Raw genomic sequence first — 13,287 nt, forward strand, 5'->3', positions numbered from 1 at the left:
CAAAAAAGCTCGCGTCGAGTAGTCCGTTCAGCGGAGCGCCGCGTCACTCACCGCACGGACGACCAGGAACGGCAGGGCCGTGACGAGCGTGACGGCGACCGCGAACCCGAACGCTCCGAGGAGGACGCCGGCCATCGCCGACGTGACCGCGAGCGTGGCGAGCACCAACAGTGCGGCGAACGCCACGGTGGCGAGCGCGAGACGGTCGAACCGGGGTCGGCTGGAGGTCGTTTCGAACGTGGTTCGGTTCACACTCGAAGCGAGGACCCCTACGAGGATAAGTATAATCTGAACTACATTTCTGTAAACTCGCTCACTGAAATCCCGTTCAGTCGGGTCGGCGACCGGTTCGTCGGTCGCTTCTTCGTGGCTCGGAGTGAGTGGTCGAGGGGAACGAGCGAGAGCCACGCGACTCGCGGGTCGCTGGGCTCCCCGCTCGCTTCTTCGGGATTCTCGCTCGCTGGCGCTCGTCACCGATGGCTTCGCCGTCGGTTTCCAGCGAGACCGAAGGTCTCGCCCGGCTCTGAATCCCGCGCTCACTCCGAACCGCGTGGGTCCAACACGTCGCGCAACGCGTCACCGAGCAGGCCGAGCGACAGCACCGTGATGCCCAGGAAGATGGCCGGAATCGTCGCTATCCACCACGCCTCGGTGAACGTCGTCCAGCGGAGGATGGCCCCGATGGAGCCGCCGGCGATGAGGTCGCCGTAGGAGGGTAGGGTCGTCTTCGAGAGCCGGAGGAACGACAGCGCCGCCTCCGCGAGGATGATAGCCGGAACCTGGAGCGTCGTCGCGGTGACGATGGTCCCCGAGATGTTCGGCAGGAGGTGGCGACGGACGACCTGGAAGTGGCTCGCGCCGGCCGACCGCGCCGCCATGGCGTACATCTCCTCGCGACGCTGGATGACCTCCGAGCGGACCATCCGGGCGACCCCACCCCACGAGAACAGTCCGAAGATGACGACGACGAGGAACAGCGAGCGTCCCCAGAGGAAGATGGCGATGATGTAGACGAGGAACGCGGGAATCGCCTGCTGGACGTCGACGTAGCGCATCAGCACGTCGTCGACCCAGCCGCCGACGTAGCCCGCGACGGTGCCGACGGCGGTGGCGATGGGGACGATGATGGCGGCGGCAATGACGGCCACCTGGAGGGTGATGCGCATCGCCATGATGATCATGAGGAGGACGTCCTTGCCCTCGTAGGTCGTCCCCAGCGGGTGGGCCATGGTGCCGAAACACCGCGAGAGGAACTTCGGACCGACGCAGGTGTTCGGCGTCCGCGCGTCGATGGTGAACAGCACCGGCGGCTGGAAGGCGATCTCCTTCTGGATGACCGGCGAGCCGAGGATGATAGGCCCGAACAGACCGAGCAGGAAGAAGACGGCGAGGTAGGCGGCCGCGGCGCTCCCGAGGCGGTCCGCACGGAGCCGTCGCCAGTACTGACGCGCCCGGTCGGGGTTCTGCGCCAGCGGAATCACGACGTTGACGGCGAGCAGACCGAGCGCGATGAGGAACAGCCAGTCGGTCCGAGAGATGGGCCAGGTGAGCTCCAGCATCCCGCCCGACGGCGGGATGAGGTCGTCACTCGGCGGGAGGACGTACGTCTCGTAGACGAACGCCGCCAACCCGACGACGAGTACGGTGAGCGTCGCCTTCCCCTGCAGTCCAAGCCGCTTGCGAGACGCCTCCGTCTCCCAGTCGATGTTCTCGAAACGGTCCTCGGTATCCGTCGACATCGGTGTCTGTCACGTTCGTGCACACTACGGGGTTAAGGTCTGTCGGTTGAGTGAAACCGCCGTTTCAGCGATACGTCGGTTATTCGTCGTGTGGCGGCCGCCGTGGAGGTATGCTCGGAGGTGACACCCGATGGCGCGGTGGCTGACCGCGCTCCGACGGGTGGCGTTCGCCGTCCTCGCCCTGTGGCTCGTCGTCTCCGCGACGTGGCTGGTCATCAACGTGACCCGCGACCCGAACGTCGCCGTGATCCGTAACTCCGTCGCCGACGACCCCGAGACGGAGGTGAACGAAGTCGAACGGGCGGTCCGCGAGTACCGCGAACGCCGGGGGAAGGTCGGCCCGCTCCACGAACGCTACGTGGCGTGGCTCGGCGACTTCGCGACGCTCGACTGGGGTGACTCCTACAGTCTGGTGCGCGGACCGGGCGGCCGCCCGATGGAGGCCTCGACGTCCACGGTCGTCGGTGGACCCGGAGACGGCCCGGAGCGACTGTCGGTGACCGACGCGCTGGCGTACGGCCTGCCGAAGACGCTCCAGTACGTCGTCCCGTCGATACTCCTGGCGGTCGGCATCGGCGTCGCGGTCGGCACGTACGCCGCGCTCGTCCCGACGTCACGCGGGGCGCGCCTCGTCTCACAGGTCGCGTACTTCGGCGGCGGCCTGCCGAACTTCTACCTCGCCGTGGCGCTTCCCGTCCTCCTCGCCATCCCGCTCGACCTCCTCGGCTCCGACCTCACCCAGACCGTCGGAACGGGTCTGCAACAGACCGTCTTCGTCGGTAGTATCGGCCCGTTCGGCATCAACACGACCATCCTCCCCGTCTTCGTGCTGACGCTGGGCCTGCTCGGGAGCCAGGTCCGCTACGCGCGGACGGAGGCCCTGGAGTACGCCCAACGGGACTTCGTGCGCCTCGTTCGGGCGAAGGGTGCGGGACCGCTCCGCCTCGCCCGTCACGTCCTGCGGAACGCCGCGCTCCCCCTCATCGCACTGTTCGTCAGCGAGGTCCTGGCCGTGCTGTTCGTCGAGGTGTTCGTCATCGAGTACGTGTTCGGCGTCCCCGGCATCGGGTCGATGGCGTACACCGCCGTCTTCGACCGGGACTTCCCGCTCGTCGTCGGCATCACGGCGGTCGTCGTCGCCGTGGGGCTGTTCGGAACGCTGTTGCAGGACCTCGCGGCCCTCTACCTCGACCCACGGGTGGGAGACGACTGACCGGTCGCGCGCGCGTCGAGAGGCGCGTTCGAGTCTGTGAAACGACCGTTTCAGCCACACATCGGTTATTTGACCCGTCCAGGTCGCTTCGTACCATGTTCGGAGGCGACGCTACGTGGCGCGGTGGCTGACCGCCCTCCGTCACGTCGCGTTCGCGGTGGTGGCCGCGCTGGTGGTCGTCTCGCTCGCCTGGCTGGCCCTGAACGCGACCCGCGACCCGAACGTCGCCGAGATTCGCCACTTCATGGCACAGGGTGGGGCGTCGGACGCCGAGATACGACGAGCGGTCCGGGAGTACCTCGAACGCCGTGGTCGGTTCGCCCCACTCCACGAGCGCTACGTGGCGTGGCTCGGCGACTTCCTCACGCTCGACTGGGGGACCTCCTACAGTCTGACGACGGCCGGTCCGAACGGCGGGCGCGTCCCACTGCCGGTGACCGACGCGCTGGCGAACGGCCTGTCGAACACGCTCCGGTACGTCGTCCCCTCGATACTGCTGGCGGTCGGCATCGGCGTCGCGGTCGGCACGTACACCGCGTTGGTCCCGGACTCGCGACTCGGCCGGGTCGCTTCGATGGCGGCGTACTTCGGCAGCGGCGTCCCCAACTTCTACCTCGCCGTCGTCTTGCCCGTCCTCATCGCCATCCCGCTCGACCTCCTCGGCTCGGACGTCACCCGTGTCGTCGACGGTGGGAGGGTTCACGAGACCGTCATCGAGGGGGCCGTCGGCCCGTTCGGCATCAACACGACCATCCTCCCCGTCTTCGTGCTCACCCTGGGCCTGCTCGGGAGCCAGGTCCGCTACGCGCGGACGGAGGTTCTGGAGTACGCCCAGCGGGACTTCGCGCGTCTCGTCCGCGCGAAGGGTGCGGGACCAGTTCGGCTGGCACGCCACGTCCTGCGGAACGCCGCGCTCCCCCTCGTCGCACTGTTCTCCACCGAGGTGGTGGCGGTGCTCGTCGTCGACGTGTTCGTCCTGGAGTACGTCTTCCCGGTCCGAGGCGTCGGCTCGATGGGGGTTCGGGCGATTCTCGACCGAGACTACCCGCTGTTCGTCGGCGTCACGGCGGTCGTCGTCGCCGCCGGCGTGTTCGGAACGCTCCTGCAGGACCTCGCGGCACTCGTCCTCGACCCGCGAGTCGGGGAGGAGTAGAGCGAGTCGAGCGAACTCGGGCGAAAACTGCGGGCGGCCGTCGACGATGTGTGTGAAACGGTTCTTTCACAGAAACCGAGGCTATTTGTCACATGCGCGGCGTGTCGAACCATGAGCAGAGGTGTCGTCGTGTGTCGCGCTGGCTGCTGGTGACTCGTCGTGTCGTGTTCGCCGTCTGTGTCGTCTGGCTCGTCGTCTCGCTGACGTGGGCGAGTATCGCCCTGACGAGAGACCCGAACGCGGCCGCCGAGCGACGCGCGATCAACACCAACGACCAGTTGAGCGACGCGGAGAAAGAGGCTGCGCTGGAGCGACTCGAAGACGGCGGCGAACCCGCACTCGACCGCTATCTCGACTGGGCGGGCGACTTCGCGACGCTGGAGTGGGGGTACGCGAACAGTCTCCAGCGGTACGACGAGAACCGCCAACCGGTCAGAGTCACGGTCACCGACGCGCTCGCACGCGGTCTCCCCAACACGCTCCGATACGTCGTCCCGGCCATCCTACTGGCGGTCGCACTCGGCTGGGCCATCGGCGTCTACGCCGCGCTCTCTCCCGGTTCCCGGGCCGCACGGGTCGCGTCGATGACCGCCTACTTCGGCGGTGGGTTCCCGAACTTCTACCTCGCGGTGCTCGTCCCCGTCGTGGTGTCGATTCCGCTGAACCTGCTGGGCCACGAGCTACCCCGGACGCTCGGTCCGCTCGGCGTCCAGACGACGCTCCTCCCCGTGTTCGTGTTGACGCTGGGACTCGTCGGCGGACAGATTCGCTACGCGCGAACGGAGGCCCTGGAGTACGCCCGCGAGGACTTCGTACGCCTCGTCCGGGCGAAGGGCGCGGGGCCGACTCGCCTCGCCCGTCACGTCCTGCGGAACGCCGCGCTCCCCCTCATCGCGCTGTTCTTCACCGAGGTGCTGGCGGTGCTCGTCGTCGACGTGTTCGTCCTGGAGTACGTCTTCCCCATCGGCGGCATCGGCTCGATGGCGCTGACGGGAATCCAGAGCCGCGACCTCCCGCTCATCGTCGGTATCACGACGGTCATCGTCGCCGCCGGCGTGTTCGGAACGCTCCTGCAAGACCTCTCGCACCACTACCTCGACCCGCGAGTCGGGGAGTAGCGCGGGTCGGAGTCCCCACGAGTACAGCGAGTCCCCCGGAGCGAACACCGCCCACGAGCGGACGCCACGGGAACGCGAACGACGACCAGCGTCGCTCGGACGGTGAGTGGTTCGGCGGTCCGTGGGAGTGACGCCACGGAGTCAGTCATCGCTGGGAGACATCCGGGTCCGCCTGCAAAAACTGTAAACGACAAGACACCATCGTCGTAGACCGGTGTGAAAAGATGTCAATGGACGCAGTAGTGTACAAAGGACCGAAGGAGGTCGCCGTCGAGGAGGTCGACGAACCGGAGCTGCAGCACCCGAACGACGTCGTCATCGAGATAACGACGTCCTGCATCTGCGGGTCGGACCTGCACATGTACGAGGGGCGGACGTCGGCGGAACCGGGCATCGTGTTCGGCCACGAGAACATGGGTATCGTCCAGCAGGTGGGCGACGGCGTCGACACGCTCGCGGAGGGCGACCGCGTCGTCGCGCCGTTCAACGTCGCCTGTGGCTTCTGTGAGAACTGCGAGGACGGCTACACGGGGTTCTGTACCAACGTCAACCCCGGGTTCGCCGGCGGCGCGTACGGCTACGTCGCGATGGGGCCGTACACGGGAGGGCAAGCCGAGAAGCTCCGCATCCCGTACGCCGACTTCAACGCGCTGAAACTGCCCGAGGGGGACGACCACGAGGACTCGTTCGCGCTGCTCGCGGACATCTTCCCGACGGGTTGGCACGGCACGGAACTCGCGGGGCTTCAGCCCGGCGAGTCCATCGCCATCTTCGGGGCCGGCCCGGTCGGCCTGATGGCCGCCTACAGCGCGAAGATCAAGGGCGCGGCCGAGATATACATCGTCGACCGCGTCCCGAGTCGCCTCGACCTCGCCGAACAGCACTGTGACGCGACGACCATCAACTTCGAGGAGGGCGACCCGGTCGAACAGATCAAAGACGCCCACGGCGGGGAGGTCGACCGCGGCGTCGACGCCGTCGGCTATCAGGCCATCGACCCCGAGACCGACCCCGGGTCGGACGCCTACGACCCGGCCCGCGAGAACCCGGCGGTCGTGTTGAACCAGCTGATTCAGACCGTCCGCCCGACGGGCCAACTCGGGATTCCTGGGCTGTACGTCCCGTCGGACCCCGGCGCGCCCGACGAGATGGCCGCCCAGGGTCGCCTCGGCATCGACTTCGGGAAGCTGTTCGAGAAGGGCCAGCGCCTCGGCACCGGGCAGTGCAACGTCAAGCAGTACAACCGCGAGCTTCGCGACCTCATCGTCCAGGGGCGGGCGGACCCGAGTTTCGTCGTCTCCCACCGCGTGGGACTGGAGGAAGCCCCCGAGATGTACGAGAAGTTCGACAAACGCGAGGAGGGCGTGACGAAGGTGCTCCTCGAACCGTAGCCGACGGACGCCCGAACCGAACGCGGGACGCGGTCAGACCCGGACCCAGCGTTCGGGGTGGTGCTCGCGGAGGTGGTCCCGGTACGCTCGGACCATCTCGGGGTGCGACCCGGCGAGCGTCTGCCAGTCACAGCGTTCACAGCGGCCAGTGAGCGTACACCGACTGGCGGGTGGCACGCTATCCGCCTCCGGGCGACCGTCGTCCCCCCGGGGGCTACCCTCGTCGCGGGTCGCCGAGGCCCGCACAAGCGTTAACAGCCGACATCGCGAAGGACGGGCGATGTGCCTCTACTGTACGATGAACGAGGGCTGGTCGGCGCTGCTCCAGTACGACGAGGTGTACCAGTCCGCGATGGGAGCCACGAGCGAGTCGACCTACGGCTTCCACGAGTCGTACGACGAACTGCGCGAGCAGGTCGGGCCGTAGCACGCGACGGTACCGACTGCGCCCACCCCGACCGTGTCGTCACTCCTGGACCGTCTCGCGCGGGAACGGGTCGGCCGCGGCGTCGGGTGGGTCGGCCCGCTCCTCGTCGGTCGCGAGACAGTCGTCGAGTGTCGCGGCGAGGCGCTCGCTGTCCAGGTCCCGACCGATGAACACGAGTCGCGTCTCCGGGTCGTCCTCGCCCCACTCGCCGATGGGACCGACGCGAACCGACGGCCCGGCCCGACTCATGCCGACGACCGTCTCGGGACGGCTCGACAGCCAGCAGAAACCCTTCGCACGGACCACGCTCCCGTCCCAGTCGTCGAGCCACGCGTCGAACCGCTCGGGGTCGAACGGTCGGTCGCGCCGGTAGACGACCGACTCGACGCCGTGGACCGCGGCGGCCGAGTCGTCGTGCGTGTGGTCGTGTTCGTCGCGGCCATCCCCTCCGTGGCCGTGCCCGTCGTGGCCGTGCGCGTGATTCTCGTCGGCTTCGGCTCCGCCGGCCAGTTCCCGTTTCCAGCCCTGCTCGCGACTTGCGGCCGCGAAGTCGAATCGACCGGTGTCGAGCACCGCGTCGGCCGGCACGTCACACTCGACGGTCCGGTAGCGCGTCGCCCGCGGTTGGAGGCGGTCGACGACCGACTCCATCCCGTCGAGGACGTCGTCGGGGACGAGGTCACTCTTGTTCAACAGGAGGACGTCACAGAACTCGATGCCGTCGACGAGTACGTCCGCCAGCGGGCGTTGGGGGTCGTGGCTCGCAGGCAGGGACTCCCCGGCGTCGAACTCCTTCCAGAACCCGTAGGCGTCGACGACGGTCACCATCGTGTCGAGGCGGTAGGTCGCGGGCGCGTCGCGTTCGTCGTCGCCGGTCGTCAGCGTGCGGGCGATAGGCACCGGTTCGGAGATGCCCGACGCCTCGACGACGACGGCGTCGAACTCGCGTTCCTCGGCGAGGCGCTCCAGGGAGGTCAGCAGGTCACCTTGGAGCCGACAGCAGATACAGCCGTTCGAGAGGTCGACGATGCCGTCCTCCCTCCGGCCGAGCAGTTCGGCGTCGACGTTGAGTTCGCCCATGTCGTTGACGACGACGGCGAGGTCACGCTCGCCCGGGTCCCGGAGCAGGCGGTTGACGAGCGTCGTCTTGCCCGCACCCAGCACGCCCGTGACGACGGTGATGGGGGTTCGGTCGTCGCGCTGTGTGTCACTCATACACGACCACTCGTCACCGAACGTACATGAACTCCGCGTCGGTTCGGACCGAGTCGCGGTGGACTCGGAGACGGCGGGTAGATTCGTGGTCGGAAGTCGGACATATAACCTCCGCCGGGGCGTCGCTTTTGTGGGTAGCCGTCGCACAGTTCACCGATGGAGGAGACGAGAGAGGAGGGAGCGTCCTCCGTACTCAGAGTCCCGGCGGATTCGTCGCTGGTCGGGCCCGCACACGACGTCGAGGGAGTGACGGTCGTCGAAGTCGGGCCGACCGGCGCGCGAGCGCTCGCACCGCTCGTGACGGCGACCGTCGACGGACGGACCGCGTTCGCGACGAACGCCGACACCGAGACGGTCCGGGCGCTCGCCGAGGGACTCGCCGACGGCGACCTGCCGGACGACGCGGACGCACTCGTCGACCACGAGGAGAGTCGCGAGACGCTCCCGACACCCGAGAAAGGACCGCTGTCGGTCGGCCGGCGGCGCGTGCTCGGCCCGTGTGGCTGGGTCGCCCCCGACGACGTCGACGCGGTCGGCGGACTGACGCGTGGAGACCCACGCGAGACGGTCCGCGACACCGGACTGCTCGGCCGAGGACGGGGGGACGGGGCACCGGACCGACGAATCGCCGACGAGTGGGACCGCGCGACCGACGCCGACGGCGACAGCGTGGTCGTCGTCAACGCCAACGAGGCCGACCACCGCGTCGAGGGCGACCGCCTGTTGCTGGAGAGCGCACCGCTGACGGTGCTCGACGGAGCACTGCTCGTCGCCCGCGCCGTCGAGGCCACCGACGTCGTCGTCTACCTCAACGAGGACGACGACGTCGCTCGAACGCGCGTCGAGAGCGCCGTCGCGGCGCTCGCCGACAGCGACGAGCGAGTCGACGGCGAGCACTCGGTCGTCGCCGGCCCCGACCGCTACATCGCCGGCGAGATGACGATGGCGCTGGAGGCGATGGAGGGTGCCGACCGCATCGAGGCGCGCTTGCGCCCGCCGTACCCCAGCGAACACGGACTGTACGGCCGCCCGACGGTCGTCCACACGCCGCGGACGCTCGCGCAGGTTCGCTCGTGCGTTCGTGACCCCGAGGCGTTCGGGTCGCACTCGGAGAGCGACGACCCCGGCACCCGCCTCGTCAGCGTGGGCGGCGATGTCGCCCACCGCACGACCGTCGAGTTGCCGACGGGCGCGTCGCTGGCACGGGTCCGCGACGCCGTCGACGTCGAGGGGCGGTTCAAGATGGCCTGCGTCGGCGGGCAGTTCGGCGGGTTCGCCCGCTCGCTCGACGTACCGGCGAGCGCTCCCGCCCTGCTGGCGGCCGACCTCGGCACGGCGGGCGTCGTCGAACTGTTCGACACCGACCAGTGTGCGGTCGCCACCGCCGGCAAACGCGCTCGCTTCGCTCGCGACGAGAACTGCGGGCGCTGCGTGCCGTGTCGCGAGGGGACCAAACAGCTCCTCGACCTGCTGCGCGACGTCTACGACGGGAGCTACGAGGCCGACATGCTCCGGGAGCTGACCCGGACGATGGCGACGACGAGCACCTGTGCGTTCGGGGCGGACGCGACCCGCCCCGTCACGACCGCGATGGACGACTTCGAGACCGAGTTCCGCGCCCACGCCGAGGGACGCTGTCCCAGCGGGACCTGCGAGTTCTGACAATGAGTACCGAACAACGAGACACCACGAACGAACCGACACCGCTGCCACGCGTCCCGACCGTCGAGGACCCGACCCACGAGACGCCGTTGACCGAGGACTTCGAACCCGGCACGGCCAACGACCCGACCGTCCGGGCGACCGACGAGGTGACCGTCACCGTCGACGGCCACAGCGTCGTCGTCCCGGAGGGCCGGACGCTGATGGACGTCGTCGACGACCTGGAGACCGAGGAGAACGTCCCCGCGCTCTGTTACTACGACCGCGAGACCGAGGCCGCCGAACACATCGGGCCGCGTTCGGAGTGTCGCACCTGCATGGTCGACACGGAGGAACACGGCACCGTCCCCGCCTGTTCGTTCCCCGTCGAGGAGGGACTGACCGTCCACACCGACGGGGCCGACGCGAGCGAGGCACGGGACGTCAACCTCGACCTGGTCCTCTCGAACCACAACCTGCGCTGTACGACGTGTAACGCCAACGGCGACTGCGAGTTGCAGGAGGCATCCATCGAGAACGACGTCTGGGAGCCACGCTACGGCGTGTTCGACGAGCGCTCGGAGTACGAACCGCTCGACGACACCTCCTCGTTCATCCAGATCGACCGCAACAAGTGCATCCTCTGTAACCGCTGTGTCGAGGCGTGCAACGACGTGCAGGTCTCCGGCGTCCTGCGCATCGAGAACCACGAGGGCGAACCGCGCATCGCGTTCCAGAACGGCGCGGAGACGATGGCGTCCTCGACGTGTGTCTCCTGTGGGCACTGTTCGACGGTCTGTCCGACCGGCGCGCTCACCGAGAAACACATGGGTGGCGTGGCGACGCTGCCGATTCCGGGGTTCAACCAGAAGAACTCCATCGGGAAGAGCTACGACCACGAACCCACCGAGACCACCTCCGAGACCGTCGCGGCCAACCGCGGCCGACTCGACGCCGGCGTCGACCCGAGCGAGAAGCGAGGGGTCGCCCGCTACATGACGAAGGCCCGACAGAAGGCCGGCGTCTCCGTGAAGGACGCCGGCAAGAAGGCGTGGCAGCAGGTCGAACACGCCGCGGAGGACGTCGCGGCGAGCACGATGCCCGAGGGCGTCCTGTTCGGCATCGCCGACACGTGGTCGGACCACCAGTGGAAGAAGGTCGACAAGACCGAGACGACCTGTGGCTACTGCGCCGTGGGCTGTCGGTTCGACGTCTACACGAAAGACGACGACTTCCTCGCCGTCCAGCCGACCGAAGCCGAGAACGCCCCGGCCAACGACTTCTCGACGTGCGTGAAGGGGAAGTTCGGCTACGAGTTCGTCGACGACGAGGCCCGACTGGAGAAGCCGCTCGTCCGCATCAGCGAGGAGCGCCCGCTGCCGGCGGGCCAGAAAGAGTCCGAGGAGTACCCCGGCTTCCGCGAGGTGTCGTGGGACGAGGCGCTGGACGTCGTCGCCGACGGCCTGCAGGACATCCGCTCGGAGACCGGCCCCGACTCGCTGGCGTGTTTCGCCTCCTCGAAGGGGACCAATGAGGAGGCGTACCTCGTCCAGAAGTTCGCTCGCAGCGTCGTCGGGACGAAGAACATCGACAACTGCGCGCGGCTCTGTCACTCCTCGACGGTCGCGGCGCTCCAGCAGACCGTCGGTTACGGCGCGATGACCAACCGCATCAACGAGGACATCGCCGAGGCCGACGCCTACCTCATCACCGGGTCGAACACCACCGAGTCCCACCCGGTGCTGTCGACGCGCATCAAGCAGAACCTCCGCGACGGCGCGGAGCTGTACGTCTTCGACCCCCGGAAGGTCGAGATCGCCGAACACGCCACCCAGTACGCCCGGACGAAGCCGGGCTACGACGTGGCGTGGCTGAACGGCCTGACACGATACGTCATCGAACACGACCTCCACGACCGGGCGTTCATCGAGGAGCGCACGAAGAACTTCGAGGAGCTGAAAGAGAAGATCGAACCGTTCACGCCCGAGGAGGTCGAACGGCTCGCGGGCGTCTCCCCCGAGGAACTGGAGACGGCCGCCCGCGCCATCGCCGAGGCCGACAAGGTCGTGTTCGGGTGGGCGATGGGGATGACCCAGCACGCCCACGGGACGCAGAACTGTCTGGCCCTCGCCAACCTCGCGCTCGTGACGGGCAACGTCGGCAAGCAGGGTGCGGGGCTCTCGCCGTTCCGCGGGCAGAACAACGTCCAGGGCGGTGGCGGCGACATGGGGACGCTCCCGACGAGTCTGCCGGGCTACCAGGACCTCACCGACCCCGACGTGCTCGACAAGTTCGAAGACGAGTGGGGCGTCCGCCCGCCCGACGAGGAGGGCCTGAAGGTGCCCCAGGTGTTCGACGAGGCGCTCGAGGGCAACGTCGAGGGGATGTACATCGTCGGGGAGAACCCGGCGCTGTCGGAACCCGACATCGACCACGCCACGCAGGCACTGGAGGAGTTGTCGTTCCTCGTCGTCCAGGACATCTTCATGACCGAGACGGCGGAGTTCGCCGACGTCATCCTGCCGGCGGCGACGTTCCCCGAGAAGGACGGCACGTTCACCAACACCGAACGGCGCGTCCAGCGCGTCCGCAAGGCGATGAACGCGCCCGGGGAGGCACGCACGGACATGGACATCCTCTGTGACCTCGCGGGCCGGTTCGGTCACGAGTGGGACTACGACTCCTCGGCGGACGTGATGGACGAGATATCGCGGCTCGTCCCCATCTACGGCGGGATGAGCCACGACCGTCTGGACGACCTCGGCGGCATCCAGTGGCCCTGCTGGGACGACGAACACCCCGGCACCGACTTCCTCTACGAGGAGGAGTTCAACTTCGACGACGGTCTCGCACGGTTCGTCCCCGCCGACATGGGGAAACCCGGCGAACTCCCGGACGAGGAGTTCCCGCTGACGATGACCAGCGGTCGGGTGCTGTACCACTGGCACACCGGGACGCTCACCCGCCGTGTCGAGGGACTGATGCACCACGTCGGCGAGAGCTTCGTCGAACTCCACCCGACGACCGCCGAGCGTCTCGGCGTCGCCGACGGCGAGTACGTCCGCGTCACCTCGAAGCGCGGCGACATCGTCGTGAAGGCGGAGGTGACCGACCGCGTCGGGGAGGGCGTCGTCTTCGTCCCGATGCACTTCGCGGCGGGCGCGGTCAACAAACTCACCCAGGAGAAGTTCGACCCCCAGAGCGGCATCCCCGAGTACAAGGTCGCCAGCGTCCGTGTCGACGCGCTCGGTCCAGAGCCCGACGAGGACCCGTTCGACTCGACGGCCGTGGCGGGCGACGACTGAGGTCGACCGGCGGTACCCCCTTTCGACCGCCCGTCTACACCGTGCGTCACACGAGTAGTACGATTCACGCCATAGTATTACGAAA

The 13,287-nt window shown here is 68.2% G+C and carries 11 protein-coding genes; 7 read left to right on the forward strand and 4 right to left on the reverse strand.

Annotated features, from left to right (window positions below; translation table 11 throughout):
- Positions 1-27: 27 nt before the first annotated feature.
- Both M1L36_RS06385 and M1L36_RS06390 read right to left on the reverse strand, forming a co-directional pair.
- Positions 28-252, reverse strand: coding sequence for a hypothetical protein (locus M1L36_RS06385; RefSeq protein ID WP_250872891.1), 225 nt, complete (start codon positions 250-252; stop codon positions 28-30).
- A gap of 284 nt (positions 253-536) precedes the next feature.
- On the reverse strand, positions 537-1,739 hold the full coding sequence (locus M1L36_RS06390; protein WP_250872892.1) for an ABC transporter permease: 1,203 nt from the start codon (positions 1,737-1,739) through the stop codon (positions 537-539).
- A gap of 130 nt (positions 1,740-1,869) precedes the next feature.
- Here M1L36_RS06390 and M1L36_RS06395 point away from each other — a divergent pair, with 130 nt between their 5' ends.
- The 4 genes from M1L36_RS06395 to M1L36_RS06410 all read left to right on the forward strand — a co-directional run bounded on the left by M1L36_RS06395 (position 1,870) and on the right by M1L36_RS06410 (position 6,614).
- Positions 1,870-2,952 (forward strand): ABC transporter permease, encoded by a 1,083-nt coding sequence (locus tag M1L36_RS06395; RefSeq protein WP_250872893.1) that lies wholly within the window; start codon positions 1,870-1,872, stop codon positions 2,950-2,952.
- A gap of 115 nt (positions 2,953-3,067) precedes the next feature.
- Positions 3,068-4,105 carry an ABC transporter permease gene (locus tag M1L36_RS06400; RefSeq protein WP_250872895.1) on the forward strand — a complete coding sequence of 346 codons (1,038 nt, stop codon included), beginning with the start codon at positions 3,068-3,070 and terminating at the stop codon, positions 4,103-4,105.
- A 149-nt stretch (positions 4,106-4,254) separates the two neighbouring features.
- Entirely contained in the window at positions 4,255-5,223 is a 969-nt protein-coding gene (locus M1L36_RS06405; protein ID WP_250872896.1) for an ABC transporter permease, read from the forward strand.
- Positions 5,224-5,453: 230 nt separating this feature from the next.
- Positions 5,454-6,614, forward strand: a complete 1,161-nt coding sequence (locus tag M1L36_RS06410; RefSeq protein ID WP_250873446.1) for a glutathione-independent formaldehyde dehydrogenase — start codon at positions 5,454-5,456, stop codon at positions 6,612-6,614.
- A gap of 33 nt (positions 6,615-6,647) precedes the next feature.
- On the opposite strand, the gene M1L36_RS06415 is transcribed toward M1L36_RS06410, so the two are convergent.
- Positions 6,648-6,791: a hypothetical protein gene (locus M1L36_RS06415; protein WP_250872897.1), complete on the reverse strand. Its 144-nt coding sequence runs from the start codon at positions 6,789-6,791 to the stop codon at positions 6,648-6,650.
- Positions 6,792-6,894: 103 nt separating this feature from the next.
- On the opposite strand from M1L36_RS06415, the gene M1L36_RS06420 reads away from it, so the two are divergent.
- Entirely contained in the window at positions 6,895-7,041 is a 147-nt protein-coding gene (locus M1L36_RS06420) for a hypothetical protein (protein WP_250872898.1), read from the forward strand.
- A gap of 39 nt (positions 7,042-7,080) precedes the next feature.
- On the opposite strand, the gene M1L36_RS06425 is transcribed toward M1L36_RS06420, so the two are convergent.
- Complete coding sequence (locus tag M1L36_RS06425; protein WP_250872899.1) at positions 7,081-8,256, reverse strand: CobW family GTP-binding protein; 1,176 nt, start codon at positions 8,254-8,256, stop codon at positions 7,081-7,083.
- A 156-nt stretch (positions 8,257-8,412) separates the two neighbouring features.
- Between M1L36_RS06425 and M1L36_RS06430 the strand changes: the two genes are divergently transcribed.
- Together M1L36_RS06430 and fdhF are read left to right on the forward strand one after the other, a co-directional pair.
- Positions 8,413-9,918 (forward strand): NADH-ubiquinone oxidoreductase-F iron-sulfur binding region domain-containing protein, encoded by a 1,506-nt coding sequence (locus tag M1L36_RS06430; RefSeq protein ID WP_250872900.1) that lies wholly within the window; start codon positions 8,413-8,415, stop codon positions 9,916-9,918.
- Positions 9,919-9,920: 2 nt separating this feature from the next.
- The gene (gene fdhF, locus M1L36_RS06435) at positions 9,921-13,202 is read left to right on the forward strand and encodes a formate dehydrogenase subunit alpha (RefSeq protein ID WP_250872901.1); all 3,282 of its coding nucleotides are present in this window, start codon (positions 9,921-9,923) and stop codon (positions 13,200-13,202) included.
- The last annotated feature ends 85 nt before the right edge of the window (positions 13,203-13,287 follow it).

The organism is Halomarina rubra (genome assembly GCF_023699475.1).
GTDB lineage: Archaea > Halobacteriota > Halobacteria > Halobacteriales > Haloarculaceae > Halomarina > Halomarina rubra.